At 70.4% G+C, this 14,942-nt stretch carries 16 protein-coding genes, 1 tRNA gene and 1 pseudogene; 11 read left to right on the top strand and 7 right to left on the bottom strand.

All coding sequences use genetic code 11. From position 1 onward, the window contains the following. Positions 1 to 137: 137 nt before the first annotated feature. Positions 138 to 1,283: an alpha-hydroxy acid oxidase gene (locus CEF10_RS10950; RefSeq protein WP_101068219.1), complete on the top strand. Its 1,146-nt coding sequence runs from the start codon at positions 138 to 140 to the stop codon at positions 1,281 to 1,283. Positions 1,284 to 1,318: 35 nt separating this feature from the next. On the opposite strand, the gene CEF10_RS10945 is transcribed toward CEF10_RS10950, so the two are convergent. Both CEF10_RS10945 and CEF10_RS10940 read right to left on the bottom strand, forming a co-directional pair. Then, entirely contained in the window at positions 1,319 to 1,768 is a 450-nt protein-coding gene (locus tag CEF10_RS10945) for a BLUF domain-containing protein (RefSeq protein ID WP_101068218.1), read from the bottom strand. A gap of 111 nt (positions 1,769 to 1,879) precedes the next feature. Further along, the gene (locus CEF10_RS10940) at positions 1,880 to 2,335 is read right to left on the bottom strand and encodes a BLUF domain-containing protein (protein WP_101068217.1); all 456 of its coding nucleotides are present in this window, start codon (positions 2,333 to 2,335) and stop codon (positions 1,880 to 1,882) included. Between the two features lie 243 nt (positions 2,336 to 2,578). Between CEF10_RS10940 and CEF10_RS10935 the strand changes: the two genes are divergently transcribed. From CEF10_RS10935 to hisH, 5 genes are all read left to right on the top strand, one after another. Further along, positions 2,579 to 6,022, top strand: a complete 3,444-nt coding sequence (locus CEF10_RS10935) for a pyruvate carboxylase (RefSeq protein WP_101068216.1) — start codon at positions 2,579 to 2,581, stop codon at positions 6,020 to 6,022. 160 nt (positions 6,023 to 6,182) lie between these two features. Then, on the top strand, positions 6,183 to 6,920 hold the full coding sequence (locus CEF10_RS10930) for a TerC family protein (protein ID WP_101068215.1): 738 nt from the start codon (positions 6,183 to 6,185) through the stop codon (positions 6,918 to 6,920). Positions 6,921 to 7,013: 93 nt separating this feature from the next. After that, a tRNA-Gly gene (locus CEF10_RS10925) sits at positions 7,014 to 7,088 on the top strand. 140 nt (positions 7,089 to 7,228) lie between these two features. After that, positions 7,229 to 7,816 carry an imidazoleglycerol-phosphate dehydratase HisB gene (gene hisB / locus CEF10_RS10920; RefSeq protein ID WP_101068214.1) on the top strand — a complete coding sequence of 196 codons (588 nt, stop codon included), beginning with the start codon at positions 7,229 to 7,231 and terminating at the stop codon, positions 7,814 to 7,816. Positions 7,817 to 7,820: 4 nt separating this feature from the next. Continuing rightward, positions 7,821 to 8,459, top strand: a complete 639-nt coding sequence (gene hisH, locus CEF10_RS10915; RefSeq protein WP_101068213.1) for an imidazole glycerol phosphate synthase subunit HisH — start codon at positions 7,821 to 7,823, stop codon at positions 8,457 to 8,459. Positions 8,460 to 8,476: 17 nt separating this feature from the next. Here hisH and CEF10_RS10910 read toward each other — a convergent pair whose 3' ends face one another. Beyond that, positions 8,477 to 8,866, bottom strand: a complete 390-nt coding sequence (locus CEF10_RS10910) for a DUF2147 domain-containing protein (protein WP_101068212.1) — start codon at positions 8,864 to 8,866, stop codon at positions 8,477 to 8,479. 138 nt (positions 8,867 to 9,004) lie between these two features. Continuing rightward, complete coding sequence (locus CEF10_RS10905) at positions 9,005 to 9,400, bottom strand: DUF2147 domain-containing protein (protein WP_101068211.1); 396 nt, start codon at positions 9,398 to 9,400, stop codon at positions 9,005 to 9,007. Positions 9,401 to 9,534: 134 nt separating this feature from the next. Here CEF10_RS10905 and hisA point away from each other — a divergent pair, with 134 nt between their 5' ends. Continuing rightward, positions 9,535 to 10,257 carry a 1-(5-phosphoribosyl)-5-[(5-phosphoribosylamino)methylideneamino]imidazole-4-carboxamide isomerase gene (gene hisA, locus CEF10_RS10900; protein ID WP_101068210.1) on the top strand — a complete coding sequence of 241 codons (723 nt, stop codon included), beginning with the start codon at positions 9,535 to 9,537 and terminating at the stop codon, positions 10,255 to 10,257. Here hisA and CEF10_RS10895 read toward each other — a convergent pair. Beyond that, entirely contained in the window at positions 10,254 to 10,712 is a 459-nt protein-coding gene (locus tag CEF10_RS10895; protein WP_101068209.1) for a DUF302 domain-containing protein, read from the bottom strand. The genes hisA and CEF10_RS10895 overlap by 4 nt on opposite strands. A 100-nt stretch (positions 10,713 to 10,812) precedes the next feature. On the opposite strand from CEF10_RS10895, the gene hisF reads away from it, so the two are divergent. The 3 genes from hisF to CEF10_RS10880 are packed head-to-tail and all read left to right on the top strand — an operon-like array spanning position 10,813 to position 12,196. Continuing rightward, positions 10,813 to 11,577 (top strand): imidazole glycerol phosphate synthase subunit HisF, encoded by a 765-nt coding sequence (gene hisF, locus CEF10_RS10890; protein WP_101068311.1) that lies wholly within the window; start codon positions 10,813 to 10,815, stop codon positions 11,575 to 11,577. After that, positions 11,574 to 11,885, top strand: coding sequence for a phosphoribosyl-ATP diphosphatase (locus CEF10_RS10885; protein WP_101068208.1), 312 nt, complete (start codon positions 11,574 to 11,576; stop codon positions 11,883 to 11,885). Before hisF ends, CEF10_RS10885 begins: the two co-directional genes overlap by 4 nt. Next, positions 11,882 to 12,196, top strand: coding sequence for a Dabb family protein (locus tag CEF10_RS10880; protein ID WP_101068207.1), 315 nt, complete (start codon positions 11,882 to 11,884; stop codon positions 12,194 to 12,196). The genes CEF10_RS10885 and CEF10_RS10880 overlap by 4 nt, the downstream gene beginning before the upstream one ends. 21 nt (positions 12,197 to 12,217) lie before the next feature. Here CEF10_RS10880 and CEF10_RS10875 read toward each other — a convergent pair whose 3' ends face one another. Together CEF10_RS10875 and CEF10_RS10870 are read right to left on the bottom strand one after the other, a co-directional pair. Beyond that, complete coding sequence (locus tag CEF10_RS10875) at positions 12,218 to 13,021, bottom strand: 3-hydroxybutyrate dehydrogenase (RefSeq protein ID WP_101068206.1); 804 nt, start codon at positions 13,019 to 13,021, stop codon at positions 12,218 to 12,220. After that, positions 13,014 to 14,537, bottom strand: a complete 1,524-nt coding sequence (locus CEF10_RS10870) for a class I adenylate-forming enzyme family protein (protein WP_101068205.1) — start codon at positions 14,535 to 14,537, stop codon at positions 13,014 to 13,016. Before CEF10_RS10870 ends, CEF10_RS10875 begins: the two co-directional genes overlap by 8 nt. A 191-nt stretch (positions 14,538 to 14,728) precedes the next feature. Between CEF10_RS10870 and CEF10_RS10865 the strand changes: the two are divergent. Beyond that, positions 14,729 to 14,942: pseudogene (locus CEF10_RS10865) on the top strand (acetyl-CoA carboxylase, biotin carboxyl carrier protein); the annotation flags it as partial.

Raw genomic sequence — 14,942 nt, 5'->3', positions numbered from 1 at the left:
CCGGAGTTAAAGGTTTGTTCGCAGGATGTTCCCGAGGTCGCCGCAGCGGCCGCCCGGAATTTTAAATAAAATTCCGGGCCGGAAAATTATTTAATTTTCCGGCCCGGCACTGGACGCGGGCACGGCGGTGGGGACAAATGCGCGGCATGGACCTGCACGCCCGCTTTCCCGCCATCGCCGACCTGCGCGCCCGGGCCCGCGCCCGCGTGCCGCGCTTCGTGTGGGACTACCTCGACAGCGCGACCGGCACGGGCGCCACGCAGGCACGCAACCGCGCCGCGCTGGATGCGGTGCTGTTGCGCCCTTCGGTGCTGCATGGCGAGGTGGTGCCGGATCTGTCGGTGCCGCTGCTGGGCGCGCGTCCCGCGCTGCCGGTGGGTATCGCGCCGGTGGGCATGTCGGGGCTGGTCTGGCCGCGGGCCGAACACCACCTGGCCCGCGCGGCGGCCGAACTTGGCATCCCCTACACCCTGTCCACGGTGGCCAGCCGCACGCCCGAGGATCTGGGTGACGACCTGGGCAAGCCCGCGTGGTTCCAGATGTACCCGCCGCGCGACCCGGAGATCCGCGCCGACATGCTGGCGCGCGCGCGGGACGCGGGGTTCGACACGCTGGTACTGACGGTCGACGTGCCGGTGGCCAGCCGGCGCGAACGGCAGTTGCGGTCGGGGCTGACGCAGCCGCCCCGGCTGACGCCGCGGCTTCTGGCGCAGGTGGCCGCGCGGCCGGCCTGGGCGGCGGGCATGGCGCGCCACGGCATGCCCCGGATGCGGCTGATCGACGATTACGCGGGGCGGACCAGCGGGCTGTCGTCCACCGCGCACGCGGGCTACCTGCTGCGCACGGCGCCCGACTGGGATTACCTGCGCTGGCTGCGCGACGCGTGGGGCGGCCCGCTGGTGGTCAAGGGGGTGCTGGAGGCCGAAACCGCCGCGCGGCTCGAGGCCGAAGGGGTCGATGCCGTGTGGGTGTCGAACCATGCCGGCCGGCAGTTCGACGCCGCCCCCGCGACGCTGGAGTCGCTGCGCGGGATCCGCGGGGCCACCGCGCTGCCGGTGATCCTAGACGGTGGCATCGCGGGCGGGCTCGACATCCTGCGCGCCTTCGCGCTGGGCGCGGATTTCGTGATGCTGGGGCGCGCGTGGCACTACGCGCTGGCCGCGCTGGGGCCGGCAGGGCCCGCGCATCTGGCTGACGTCCTGCGCGCGGATCTGGTGGCAAACATGGGGCAGTTGGGGCTGGCCCACCCCGCGCAGGCACGGGCGCGGCTCATCGCCCCCTGACATGGGCGCCGGGGCACCCGCCCGCGCGCGTCACCTCACGCCGTGCGGCGCCCGGCCGGAAGATGCCTGAACCCGGAGAGGAAATCGCGCACGGCGCGGCGGACCTGGACGTCGGCGCCGCGCGCGGCGCTGTCGGGCGGCACGAGATCGAGGATGGCGATCACCCCGTCGCGTTGCGCCGCCGGAAGATCCTGCGGGCGGCCGTACCCCATCTGCCAGTCGCCGAAGGCACGCTGTTGCGCCGGGCCTTCGTCGAGCAGGCGCATCTTGCCGTGGCGCGGATCGCCGGAAATCCGGCCATAACACGCCAGCACGGCCGGTCGCGGCCCCTCGAGCACCTGGAAGAACCGACCCTGGTGGAAGACGAGCAACCCGGTGAGCCCCGCAGCGGCATTGTTGCGCCGCGACCGGCGCAGGATGTCGCCAACGGCGTGCTCCCCCGTGCCGGGGGCGGCGGTGCTGGTGTAGATTCGGCGGAAAAACATGGCGGCCTTCCCCTTGGTTGACGGGGTGGACGACGGGGCGTTCCCGTCTGACAGGCGAAAATGGTTGCCGGGAGCTTGCGCGCTGCCCTGCTGTCCACCCGTTCCGGGCGGTCAGGCGCGCACCCGGCCGCCCGCATCCGGCAGGTGCCGGAACCCGGCAAGGAAATCGCGCACCGCGCGGCGCACCTGCCCGTCGGCGCCGCGCGCGGGGCTGTCTGGCGGCACGAGGTCATGCAGCGGGATGACGCCGTCGCAACGGGCATCCGGCAACGCCTGCGGCCAGCCATACCCCATCTTCCAGCCGGCGAAGGCCCGGGTGGTGACCCGGCCTTCCTGCAGGATCTGCATGTCGGTGTGTCGCGGATCCTCGGCGATCCGGGCACAGCAGGCCAGAACATCCGGGGCGCGCCCCTCGAGCACCTGGAAGAATCGCCCCTCGTGGAAGATCAGCAACCCGGTCAGCCCCGCGGCCTGGTTGTTGCGCCGCGACTGTGCGAGGATCCGTGCGATGCATTGTTCGCCCACGCCCGGGGCGGCCTGGCTGACGTAGATGCGGCGAAACAGCATGGCATCCCCTATGCTCCTGTATCCCCTCTTACCTTAGCGCGAGAAGGTTGACCGGAGCTTTCGCCGGGCCGGGGGCCGCGCCGGCATCGCCCGCGCGGGTGGGAAATGTCGCGAACGGGTGAAAGTGGTCGGTGCCGGATTGCGAGAAACCGTCACACCGCCTACAACATCCGGTCAACGGCGCTGCGCTGCAGCACGCCACCGGGCGACGCCGCCCGCAACGACGGACAGGGGGACGCAGACGTGAGCGAATTCAAGAAAATCCTGATCGCCAACCGCGGCGAGATCGCGATCCGCGTGATGCGCGCGGCCAACGAGCTGGGCAAGCGCACGGTCGCCGTTTTCGCCGAGGAGGACAAGCTGGGCCTGCACCGGTTCAAGGCCGACGAGGCCTATCACATCGGCGAGGGGCTGGGCCCCGTGCAGGCCTACCTGTCGATCGACGAGATCATCCGGGTGGCCCAGCAGTCGGGTGCGGACGCGATCCACCCCGGGTACGGCCTGCTGTCGGAAAACCCGGATTTCGTCGATGCCTGCCGCGAGGCCGGCATCACCTTCATCGGCCCCAAGGCCGAGACCATGCGCGCGCTGGGCGACAAGGCCAGCGCCCGGCGCGTCGCCGTCGAGGCGGGCGTGCCGGTGATCCCGGCCAGTCACGTGCTGGACGACGACATGGCGCGCACCCGCGAGGCAGCCGAGGAAATCGGCTACCCGATGATGCTCAAGGCCAGCTGGGGCGGCGGCGGGCGCGGCATGCGCCCCATCAACGGCCCCGACGAGCTGGAGGAGAAGGTGCGCGAGGGCCGGCGCGAGGCCGAGGCCGCCTTCGGCAACGGCGAGGGCTACCTGGAAAAGATGATCACCCGCGCCCGCCACGTCGAGGTGCAGATCCTCGGCGACGGTCACGGCGAGATCTATCACCTCTACGAGCGGGATTGCTCGGTCCAGCGGCGCAACCAGAAGGTCGTCGAACGCGCGCCCGCCCCCTACCTGACCGAGGCGCAGCGCGCCGAACTGTGCGAACTGGGCGTGAAGATCTGCAAGCACGTCAACTACGAGTGCGCCGGCACCGTCGAGTTCCTGATGGACATGGAGACCGGCGCCTTCTACTTCATCGAGGTGAACCCGCGCGTGCAGGTCGAGCACACGGTCACCGAGGAGGTGACCGGCATCGACATCGTGCAGGCGCAGATCAAGATCGCCGAGGGCCGGACGCTGGCCGAGGCCACCGGCAAGCCCGACCAGGCGTCGATCACCCTGCACGGCCACGCGCTGCAGACCCGGATCACCACCGAGGACCCGCAGAACAACTTCATTCCGGACTACGGGCGCATCACCGCCTACCGCAGCGCCACGGGCATGGGCATCCGTCTCGACGGCGGCACCGCCTACGCCGGCGGGATCATCACCCGGTTCTACGACAGCCTGCTGGTGAAGGTGACCGCCTGGGCGCCCACGCCCGAGGCCGCGATCGCGCGGATGGATCGCGCCCTGCGCGAGTTCCGCATCAGGGGCGTGTCGACCAACATCGCCTTCGTCGAGAACCTTCTCAAGCACCCCACGTTCCTGTCGAACGAATACACCACGACTTTCATCGACACGACGCCCGAGCTGTTCCGGTTCAGCAAGCGGCGCGACCGGGGCACCAAGGTGCTGACCTACATCGCCGACATCACCGTCAACGGCCACCCCGAGACGCAGGGCCGCGCCGGTCCGCCGGCGCAGGCCAGAACGCCCAAGGCGCCGCGGGTGGGCCACGATGCCCCGCCCCCGGGCACCAGGACCCTGCTGGAGAATGAGGGCCCGAAGGCCGTCGCGGACTGGATGCTCGACCAGGACCGGCTGCTGCTGACCGACACGACGATGCGCGACGGCCACCAGAGCCTGCTGGCGACCCGCATGCGCTCGATCGACATGATCCGCGTGGCGCCGGCCTATGCCGCCCATCTGCCCGGGCTGTTCAGCGTTGAATGCTGGGGCGGCGCCACCTTCGACGTGGCCTACCGCTTCCTGCAGGAATGCCCCTGGCAGCGGCTGCGCGACCTGCGCGCGGCGATGCCCAACGTGATGACGCAGATGCTGCTGCGCGCCTCGAACGGTGTCGGCTACACCAACTACCCCGATAACGTGGTACGGGAATTCGTCCGGCAGGCCGCCGAGACGGGCATCGACATCTTCCGCGTCTTCGACAGCCTCAACTGGGTGGAGAACATGCGGGTGGCGATGGACGCGGTGCAGGACACCGGGCGCGTCTGCGAGGCGGCGGTGTGCTACACCGGCGACATCCTCGATCCCGACCGCGCGAAATACGACCTGAAATACTACGTCGGCATGGCCAAGGAGCTTCAGGCCGCCGGCGCCCACGTCCTGGGCATCAAGGACATGGCCGGCTTGCTGAAACCGGCCGCCGCGACGCTGCTGGTGCGCGCCCTCAAGGACGAGATCGACATTCCCGTGCACCTGCACACGCACGACACCTCGGGCATCTCGGGCGCTTCGGTGCTGGCCGCGGCCGAGGCCGGCGTGGATGCCGCGGACGCGGCGATGGACGCGTTCTCCGGGGCGACCAGCCAGCCGTGCCTGGGCTCCATCGTCGAGGCGCTGCGCCACGGCCCCCGCGAGACGGGCCTGGACATCGCGCGCGTGCGCGGGATCAGCGACTACTGGGAACAGGTCCGCGGGCAATACGCCGCCTTCGAGGCGGGGCTTCAGGCACCCGCCTCGGAAGTCTACCTGCACGAGATGCCCGGCGGGCAGTTCACCAACCTCAAGGCACAGGCGCGCAGCCTCGGGCTCGAGGACCGCTGGCACGAGGTCGCCCAGACCTATGCCGAGGTCAACCGGATGTTCGGCGACATCGTGAAGGTCACGCCGAGCTCCAAGGTCGTGGGTGACATGGCGCTGATGATGGTCAGCCAGGGGCTGACGCGCGCCGACGTCGAGGACCCGGACACCGAGGTCTCCTTCCCCGACTCGGTGATCGACATGATGCGCGGCAACCTCGGCCAGCCGCCGGGCGGATTCCCGCCGGCCATCGTGCGCAAGGTGCTCACGGACGAAACCCCCGACACCGAGCGGCCCGGCAAGCACCTGGAGCCGGTTGACCTGGAGGCCACGCGCCGCGACCTCAGCGCCCAGCTCGAGGGCAAGTCGGTCGACGACGAGGATCTCAACGGCTACCTGATGTATCCCAAGGTGTTCCTGGACTACATGGGCCGCCACCGGCAGTACGGGCCGGTGCGCACCCTGCCGACGCGCACCTTCTTCTACGGCATGGAACCGGGCGAGGAGATCAGCGCCGAGATCGACCCCGGCAAGATCCTCGAGATCCGGCTGCAGACCGTGGGCGAGACGGGCGAGGACGGCGACGTCAAGGTCTTCTTCGAGCTCAACGGCCAGCCCCGCGTCATCCGCGTGCCCGACCGCAAGGTCAAGGCGCAGGCCGGCGCGCGGCCCAAGGCGGACCCGACCAACACCAACCACGTGGGCGCGCCGATGCCCGGCGTGGTGGCCAGCGTGGCCGTCCAGCCCGGCCAGACGGTGCACGAAGGCGACATGCTGCTGACGATCGAGGCGATGAAGATGGAAACCGGCCTGCAAGCCGAGCGCGACGCCACCGTCAAGGCGGTGCATGTCCAGCCCGGCGGGCAGATCGACGCCAAGGACCTGCTGGTCGAACTGGAGTAGGCCCGCGCCGTCCTGGGCCCCTTGCGGGCACAATCGCCAGACGGGTCTGCAAGCGCCTGCCGGTCGGCCGGTTTCGCGCTGGCCCGGCGGGGCGAATCCTTTATCCTCCGCGGCGAAGGCGCGCCGGCCGGCGGGCCGGCCAACCGCTTGCGGAGGTGTCATGCTGGAATTGCTCAACGACCCGGCGGTCTGGGCGTCGTTCTTCACGCTCACCGTGCTGGAAATCATCCTCGGCGTGGACAACGTGATCTTCATCTCGATCGTCGCGTCGAAGCTGCCCGAGGCCCAGCGCCCGCGCGCGCGCGTTCTGGGGCTGGCCGGCGCGCTGGTGCTGCGCATCGGCCTTCTGTTTTCCATAACCTGGATCGTGGGTCTGTCGGAGCCGGTGATCACGGTCATGGACTTCCCGGTGTCGTGGCGCGACGTGATCCTCGTCGCCGGCGGGCTGTTCCTGCTTTACAAGGCCGCGACCGAGATCTTCGACGAGGTCGAGGGCGAGGATTTCCAGACCTCCGAGGAAGCCGTCGTCAAGGCGGTCTTCATGACGGTGATCGCGCAGATCATGGTTCTGGATCTCGTGTTCTCGGTCGACAGCGTGCTGACGGCCGTGGGGATCGCCGACCACATCGAGGTGATGATCGCCGCGGTGGTCGTGGCCATCGTCGTGATGATGGTGGCCGCCAACCCGATCGCCGAGTTCATCGAGGCGCACCCCTCAACCAAGATGCTGGCGCTGGCGTTCCTGGTCATGGTCGGCATGGCGCTGGTCGCCGACGGCTTCCACTTCCATATCGAACGCGGGTTCATCTACGCGGCGATGGTGTTTTCCGGCGCGGTGGAAGGGCTGAACCTGCTGCGACAGAAGCGCCGCCGCGAACGGGCCGGCGCGACGAACTGAGCCCCGCCGCCCCCCGAGGAAAATTGCGGGGCGCCGCAATTTTCCTCTTGCAGCCCCGCGCGAGAATTTATATCTCACGCCTCACCCAAGGGCGCGGGTGTAGCTCAGGGGTAGAGCGCAACCTTGCCAAGGTTGATGTCGTGAGTTCGAATCTCATCACCCGCTCCATTTCTCCCCTCGCGGGAGGCCATCGAAAAGGGCGCGGCACAGGCCGCGCCCTTTCGTCTTTCGCCGGCGCCGCAAACCCTTGGCGCCGACGCCGGGCGGCCCTATAAGGGCGGCGCACAGCCGAAAGGACACCACCGCCCATGCGCCGCGCCGAGATCACCCGCAAGACGGCCGAAACCGACATCCGCGTCGAGGTCGATCTCGACGGCTCCGGCGCCCACGACATGGCGACCGGCGTGGGGTTCCTCGATCACATGCTCGACCAGCTGGCCCGCCATTCGCTGATCGACATGACGGTACGGTGTTCGGGCGACACCCACATCGACGACCATCACAGCGTCGAGGACATCGGCATCGCGCTCGGGCAGGCGCTGGCGCGGGCGCTTGGCGACAAGCGCGGCATCCGCCGCTACGGCGCGTGCCTGCTGCCGATGGACGACGCGCTGGTCCGCGCCGCGCTCGACCTCTCGGGGCGGCCCTACCTGGCCTGGTCCGTCGAGATGCCGACCCAGAAGATCGGCGCATTCGATACCGAACTGGTGCGCGAGTTCTTCCAGGCCCTCTCGACCCACGGCGGGATCACACTGCACGTTGACGCGCTGCGCGGGATCAACAGCCACCACATCGCCGAGGCGGCGTTCAAGGCGGTGGCGCGCGCGCTGCGCGACGCGATCGAGGCCGACCCGCGCAAGGGCGACGCCATCCCGTCGACCAAGGGGGCGCTGTAGCGCCATGTCCACCGTCATCGTCGATTACGAAAGCGGCAACCTGCACTCCGCCGAGAAGGCGTTCCAGCGCATGGCCGCCGAGGCGGGCGCCGGCCCCGTCACCGTCACCGATTCGCCGGAGGTCATCGCGCGCGCCGACCGCATCGTGCTGCCCGGTGACGGCGCCTTTCCGGCCTGCCGGCAGGCGCTGTTCGACCACCGCGGCGTCTTCGAGGCGATCGAGGAGCGCGTGATCGGTCAAGGCGCCCCGTTCCTCGGGATCTGCATCGGCATGCAGATGATGGCCACGCGCGGGATGGAATACGAGGAAACGCCGGGCTTCGACTGGATCGGCGGCACGGTGGCGCGCATCGCCCCCGCCGACCCGGCGCTCAAGGTGCCGCACATGGGCTGGAACGACCTGGTGATCGACCGCGCCCACCCCGTGTTCGACGGGATCGCGACGGGCGATCATGCCTATTTCGTGCATTCCTACCACTACGTGGTGGACGACACCGCGCACTTGCTGGCCCATGCCGACTACGGCGTGCCGATCACGGCAGTGGTGGGGCGCGACAACATCGTCGGCACGCAGTTCCACCCCGAGAAAAGCCAGGCCACCGGCCTGCGGCTGATCGGCAATTTCCTGACGTGGCGGCCCTGAGGGGGGTGCTGCGCGCCCTACTCCACCCGGGTCCAGACCTGGCTGCGGCAGAACGGGCCAAGGCAGCCGAATACCTTCATCCGGTCCCCGGCGATGCGCGCACCGGCATCATAGACCCGGTCGTGCGCGGGCACCCAGGCCCGGCCCGAATACCGCGAAGGCGCGGTGCGCGACATGTTCCAGAACACCAGCTTGCCCTCGTTGGGCGACGTCACCGGCTCGCCCTCGGCGGAAAAGGCCGCGACGATCCGGCCGCAAATCCGGCGATCGCATTCCTGCACCTTGACGTGCGCGACCTGTCCCTTGCTGTCCGGGCCGGTGCGCCAGAGCCCGAGAATGGCGTCGGACGGGCCCGCCCAGCCGGACCCGGCGGAAACGAGGGCAGTCAGAAGAACGACGCGCCACATGGCTTGGCCCCTGCATGGCGAGCCCGCGGCGCCGAGACGCGTTTCCCGGGCGCCGCCGGCCCCGGTTACATGCGATACATATGGGGCAAACGGGCGCCCTTTCCAGTGACGCGTGGCTAACCCGCCGCGCGGCCCGCGTTATTCGACGCGCACCCAGGTGCCACCGTCGCGGCAGATCAGCCCGCCCATGACGCAACCCGACACCGAAAGCCGGTCCCCCGAAAGCTCCAGCTTGGAGCGGTAGGTCTTGTCGCGGTCCGGCGAATACACCCGGCCGGTGTAGCGGCCGTCGCCCGCGGGCTCCGTCCGCGAGATGATCTTGCGGCCGATGTTGTCCGACTCGATGGGCCGACCGTCCGAATCGAATGCCTTGACCAGCTTGCCGCACAGCGTGGCGCCGCAGGTCGTGACCTCGACCCAGCCGACGTGGCCGTTGTCGTCGGGCGAGGTCTGCCACATGCCCTCGAGCGGCTCCGCCAGGGCGGCCCCGGCGCCGGCCAGCAGCAACGCGACGGCGGTTGCGATGTGTTTCATCCGTCTCCTCCCTTTTCGGCCCAGTGTGCGCGCCGCCGGGCCGCGATCAAGCCTGACGTGGGGTCGCGTTGCAAATCCCCCGTGCGCGTGATTTAGGACGGGTCCAGTCAGCCACACGGGGGAGTGCAGGCACCATGATCCTTTATCCCGCCATCGACCTGAAGGACGGTCAGGCCGTGCGCCTTTACAAGGGCGAGATGGACCAGGCGACGGTGTTCAACGACGACCCCGCCGCGCAGGCCGAGGCCTTCGTCGCGGCCGGCTGCGAATGGCTGCACCTGGTCGACCTCAACGGCGCCTTCGCGGGCGAGCCGGTCAACGGCGCCGCGGTCGAGGCGATCCTCGCCCGGGCCGGCGTGCCGGCGCAACTGGGCGGCGGCATCCGCGACATGGCCACGATCGAACGTTGGCTGGACAAGGGGCTGGCCCGCGTGATCCTGGGCACCGTGGCGGTGGAGACCCCGGCGCTGGTGCGCGAGGCCGCGCGCACCTTTCCGGGGCAGGTCGCCGTGGGCATCGACGCGCGCGACGGCCGCGTGGCCACCCAGGGCTGGGCCCACGAGACCGACGTGGACGCCACCGAGCTTGCCAGATCCTACGAGGACGCGGGCGTGGCCGCGATCATCTATACCGACATCGACCGCGACGGCGCGATGGGCGGGCCCAACGTCGCCGCCACGGCCGCGCTCGCGCGGGCCGTGTCGATCCCCGTCATCGCCTCGGGTGGCGTCAGTTCCATCGACGACCTGATCGCGTTGCGCGACTGCGGGGCACCTTTGAACGGCGCGATCTCGGGGCGCGCGCTCTACGACGGGGCGATCGACCTGCGGCAGGCCCTGGCCGCGCTGGCCGGTTAACCGCCGGCGGCCTTTGCCGTCAGCTTGGCAAGCGCGCCGGTCATCTTCTCGATGTATCCCGCGCCGGCCGCGACACCGTCGAGATCGCCCAGCATCGCCGCGGGATCCTCGTAGACCAGCAGGGTCTGTCCGTCGGCATCCTCGTGGACCAGCACGCGCATCGGCAGGAAAAGCCCGGCCTCGGGCGCATCCTGCATCGCCGGCGTGCCCAGCCTGGGGTTGCCGAACACCAGAAGCTGCGCGGGGCGCAGGTCCATGCCGGCCGATCGGGCGCCGGCGGCGTGATCGACGCGCGCGAAAACGGTGGCGCCCGCGCCCTCCACCGCGGCCTCCAGCGCGTCGGCGGTGGCCGCGACCCCGCGCGCGGACTCCACGCGCGTCAGGTCGGCCGCGGCCGCGGGCGCGGTCAGCAGCGGGGCGAGCATGAGCGTGGCGGCGGCGAAGATCCTGTTCATCGCGAAACTCCCTGAATGGCAGTGGCAATCGGCCCCACCCTCTGGCATGTCGCCGCCAATGCCCATAAACAATGCCGTGAACGCGAAAGGGGCCTGCCGCATGCTCAAGACCCGCATCATTCCCTGCCTCGACGTCGCCGACGGCCGCGTGGTCAAGGGCGTGAACTTCGTCGACCTGCGCGACGCGGGCGACCCGGTGGATGCCGCGCGCGCCTACGATGCCGCCGGCGCCGACGAGCTGTGCTTTCTCGACATAAACGCCACGCACGAGAACCGCGGCGTGATGCTCGACGTGGTGCGCCGCACCGCCGAGCACTGCTTCATCCCGCTGACCGTGGGCGGCGGCGTGCGCACGCCCGACGATGTTCGCGCCCTGCTGCTGGCCGGCGCCGACAAAGTCAGTTTCAATTCCGCGGCCGTGGCCGACCCCGATGTCGTGCGCCGCGCCGCCGACCGCTTCGGCAGCCAGTGCATCGTCGTCGCCATCGACGCCAAGCGGGTTGCCCCGGACCGTTGGGAGATCTTCACCCACGGCGGCCGCCGCGCGACGGGCGTGGACGCCGTCGAATTCGCGCGCACGGTCGCGGCCAAGGGCGCGGGCGAGATCCTGCTGACCAGCATGGACCGCGACGGCACGCGCGAAGGCTTCGACATCGCGCTCACCCGCGCCATCGTGGACGCGGTGGAGGTGCCCGTCATCGCCTCGGGCGGGGTGGGCACGCTCGACCACCTGGCGCGCGGCGTCACCGAGGGCGGCGCCAGCGCGGTTCTGGCCGCCTCGATCTTCCACTTCGGCGAATTCTCCATCCGGCAGGCCAAGGCGCACATGGCCCGCGCCGGCATACCCGTGAGGACGCAGGCATGACGCTCGAGGAACTTGCAGAGATCGTGGCCACCCGCGCCGCGGCGAACCCCGAGGACAGCTGGACCGCCCGGCTGCTGGCGAAGGGGCCCGAGAAAACCGCCGAGAAGTTCGGCGAAGAGGCCGTCGAGGCGGTGATCGAGGCCGTGAAGGACGACCGCGCGGGCCTGACGGCCGAGGCCGCGGACGTGCTGTTCCACCTGCTTGTGATGCTGCAGTCGCGCGGCGTGGCGCTTTCGGATGTGATGGATGAACTGGCCCGCCGGCAGGGCCGGTCCGGGCTGGCCGAGAAGGCGGCGCGCAGCGAATGATCCGCCACATCGTGTTCTTTTCCGCGCGCGACCACGCCGATCTGGACGCCATCCGCGACGGGCTCATGACCCTGGCGGACATTCCGCACGCGCGGCATTTCGAGGTGGGCGGCAACCTCGGTGCCGACACGATCAGCGGCCCGCATGTCGATCTCGTGGTCTATGCCGAGTTCGACAGCGAGGAAGACCTGGCCGCCTACAAGGCGCATCCGCTCTACGCGTCGGCCATCGCGCGGGTCCGCCCGCTGCGCGAGATGCGCATCGCCGCGGACTTCCATGCCGGCGAGACCGGCCCGCGCGGCGGCTCCTGAAAACCGGCGTGGTGGCGGCGGTTACTGTGCCGTCCAGCCGCCGTCCACCGGGATCGCGGTGCCGGTCACGTTGTGGGCGATCGGATCGCAAAGCCAAAGCGCCAGCGCGCCGATCTCCGCCGGGTCCGACGTCCGGCGGCTGGGCTGTTTCTCGGCCAGAAGCTCGGCGATGCCGGCCGCGCGGTCGCCGCCGTGCGCCTCCGCGCGTTCGGCGATCTGGGGCGCAAGGATCTCGGTCTCGGTCCAGCCGGGGCAGATGCAGTTGACGGTCACGCCACCGTCCGCCTTGCTGCCCGTCCCGGCGTATTCCAGCGCGGCCACGCGGCTCAGGCCGACCAGACCGTGCTTGGCGGCGACATAGGGGGCCTTGTCCTTGCTGGCCACCAGCCCGTGCACGCTGGCGATGTTGATGACCCGGCCGTAGCCGCGCTCGGCCATGCCCGGCAGCGCGGCCTGCATCGTCTCGAAGGCCGCCGAAAGGTTGACCTGCAGGATCGTGTCCCATGTCTCGCGCGGCATCCGCGCCAGCGGCGCGGTGTGCTGGATCCCCGCGTTGTTGACGAGGATGTCCGCCCCGCCCCAGGCCGCGACCGCCGCCATCAGCTCGTCGATGCGCTCGGGCTGGCGCAGATCGCCGTGGAAGAACTCGGCCTGCGGCGCGCCCTTCGCGCGCAGATGCGTGCAGGCCTCGTGGATCTGGTGATCGCCGGCGAGGCCGTGCACCGCGATACGCGCCCCCGCGCCGGCCAGCGCCTCGGCCACGGCCAGCCCGATGCCCTGCACCGAACCGGTCACCAGCGCCGTCTTTCCCGTCAGATCAACCATTCGCGCCCTCCAGTATCTTGCGCAGTTCCGTCTTGAGTACCTTGCCGTAGTTGTTCTTGGGCAGCGCGCCCAGCGCGACATAGGCCTTCGGCCGCTTGAAGCGCGCGATCCGGTCAAGGCAATGGGCGTCGAGCGCCGCCTCGTCCAGCTTCGAGCCGCTTGCGGGGACGACGAAGGCGACAACGACCTCGCCCCACTCCGCGTCCGGGCGGCCCACCACCGACACCTCGGCGACCGACGGGTGCGACAGCAGCGCCTCCTCGACCTCGCGCGGGTAGACGTTCGTGCCGCCCGAGATGATCACGTCCTTGGAACGGTCGTGCAACGTGACGTAGCCGTCGGCGTCGATCCGGCCCACGTCGCCGGTCATCAGCCAGCCGTCCCTGAGCGCCTTGCGCGTGGCCTGCGGGTTCTGCCAGTAGCCCGGCATCACCGGGTCGCCGCGCACCATGATCTCTCCGGTCTCGCCGGGCGGCAGGACACGGCCCGCCTCGTCGCCGATCGCCACCTCGACAAGGCTCTGCGCCCGCCCGACCGAGCCGAGGCGCTCTCGCCAGCGCGGGTGGGTGCGGTCGGCCACGTCGTGACGCGACAGGGCGGTGATGCACATCGGGCATTCGCCCTGCCCGAAGATCTGGACGAACACGGGCCCGAAACGGTCCACCGCCGCCTCGATGTCGGCCAGATACATCGGCCCGCCGCCATAGACAATTGTCCTGAGCCCCGCGCCCGTCTCGCCGGCATCCCGCGCATGCGCGGTCAGCCGGTTGACCATCGTGGGCGCGGCGAACATGTGCAGCCGCTCGTGCCGGCGGGCCAGGTCGAGGATCTCGGCCGGGTCGAAACCGCCCGAGGGCGGGCAGACGTGCCGCGCCCCCATCAGGACATGCGGCAGGCTGTAAAGGCCGGCGCCATGGCTCATCGGCGCGGCATAGAGCGTCGCGTCCCCGGCCGTCACCGTGTCGACGTCCGACAGGTAGCTCAGCGTCATGCCCTGCAGCATCCGGTGCGTGATCATCACCCCCTTGGGCGTGCCCGTCGTGCCGGATGTGTAGAACAGCCAGGCCAGGTCGCCCGGCGCACGCGCGGCGGGGCCGTCGCTGGGGGCGTGGTCCATCGCCACGGCCCAGTCCGCGCCGTCCGTCTCGACCAGGCGGCCGGTTGCGGCGGCGGCGCGCAGCGCGGCGGCCTGCTCCGGCGACGCCAGCGTCACCGCCGCGCCCGCGTCGCCGATGATCCAGGCGGCCTCGCGCCCGTGCAGCTTCGCGTTGATCGGCACCGCCGCGCCACCGGCATACCAGATGCCGAAAAGCGCGGTCAGGTAGTCCGGCACGTTGGTCATGAAGATCGCGACGCGATCGCCCGGGGCAACGCCCTGCGCGCTCAGCCAGCCGGCCAGGCGCGCCGCGCGGCCGTGCAGGCCGGCATAGTCGCAGGCCCGCTCGCGCCCGAGAAAGACCGCGGGCCTCCGCGGCGAGACCGCGGCCACGCGTGCCAGCCATTGCGCGATGTTCATGTCCGCCCTCCCTGCGCACGGTGCAGGAAACAGACAAGCACCAACCGGTCCGGCAATCAACTGTGCGCCGCCGCGTGGCGGCGCACGGCACCAAATGGCTGCTTTTCTACCGCGGCGCCTTGTCCTATAAGCGGCGGGACCGTCCGTTCTGGCCCGCCAGGGCCGCGGCGCCGCAACAGCCGAGGAACCGCATGCCCAACAAGACCCACGACGACGACGTCGCCTTCATCCGTGCGCTGGCCGAGCTTCTCAACGACAACGACCTGACCGAACTGCAGGTCAAGCGCGACTACGGCACCGACGACAGCCTCAACGTGCGCGTCAGCCGCCGGCAGGACCCGGCACCCGTCGCGGCACCGGCAGCCCCGGCGGCCGCCCCCGCGCAGGCGCCCGCCGCGCCCGCGG

The organism is Roseovarius salinarum (genome assembly GCF_002834145.1).
Classification (GTDB): Bacteria; Pseudomonadota; Alphaproteobacteria; order Rhodobacterales; family Rhodobacteraceae; genus Roseovarius; species Roseovarius salinarum.
The sequence above is the reverse complement of the archived record's forward strand: the minus strand, read 5'-3'. Positions and strand labels throughout refer to the sequence as shown.

Bases quoted from the DNA above. Each gene is read 5' to 3' on its own strand.
- CEF10_RS10950 (WP_101068219.1), top strand. From the start codon at position 138: ATGCGCGGCATGGACCTGCACGCCCGCTTTCCCGCCATCGCCGACCTG.
- CEF10_RS10945 (WP_101068218.1), bottom strand. From the start codon at position 1,768: ATGTTTTTCCGCCGAATCTACACCAGCACCGCCGCCCCCGGCACGGGG.
- CEF10_RS10940 (WP_101068217.1), bottom strand. From the start codon at position 2,335: ATGCTGTTTCGCCGCATCTACGTCAGCCAGGCCGCCCCGGGCGTGGGC.
- CEF10_RS10930 (WP_101068215.1), top strand. From the start codon at position 6,183: ATGCTGGAATTGCTCAACGACCCGGCGGTCTGGGCGTCGTTCTTCACG.
- hisB (WP_101068214.1), top strand. From the start codon at position 7,229: ATGCGCCGCGCCGAGATCACCCGCAAGACGGCCGAAACCGACATCCGC.
- hisH (WP_101068213.1), top strand. From the start codon at position 7,821: ATGTCCACCGTCATCGTCGATTACGAAAGCGGCAACCTGCACTCCGCC.
- CEF10_RS10910 (WP_101068212.1), bottom strand. From the start codon at position 8,866: ATGTGGCGCGTCGTTCTTCTGACTGCCCTCGTTTCCGCCGGGTCCGGC.
- CEF10_RS10905 (WP_101068211.1), bottom strand. From the start codon at position 9,400: ATGAAACACATCGCAACCGCCGTCGCGTTGCTGCTGGCCGGCGCCGGG.
- hisA (WP_101068210.1), top strand. From the start codon at position 9,535: ATGATCCTTTATCCCGCCATCGACCTGAAGGACGGTCAGGCCGTGCGC.
- CEF10_RS10895 (WP_101068209.1), bottom strand. From the start codon at position 10,712: ATGAACAGGATCTTCGCCGCCGCCACGCTCATGCTCGCCCCGCTGCTG.
- hisF (WP_101068311.1), top strand. From the start codon at position 10,813: ATGCTCAAGACCCGCATCATTCCCTGCCTCGACGTCGCCGACGGCCGC.
- CEF10_RS10885 (WP_101068208.1), top strand. From the start codon at position 11,574: ATGACGCTCGAGGAACTTGCAGAGATCGTGGCCACCCGCGCCGCGGCG.
- CEF10_RS10880 (WP_101068207.1), top strand. From the start codon at position 11,882: ATGATCCGCCACATCGTGTTCTTTTCCGCGCGCGACCACGCCGATCTG.
- CEF10_RS10875 (WP_101068206.1), bottom strand. From the start codon at position 13,021: ATGGTTGATCTGACGGGAAAGACGGCGCTGGTGACCGGTTCGGTGCAG.
- CEF10_RS10870 (WP_101068205.1), bottom strand. From the start codon at position 14,537: ATGAACATCGCGCAATGGCTGGCACGCGTGGCCGCGGTCTCGCCGCGG.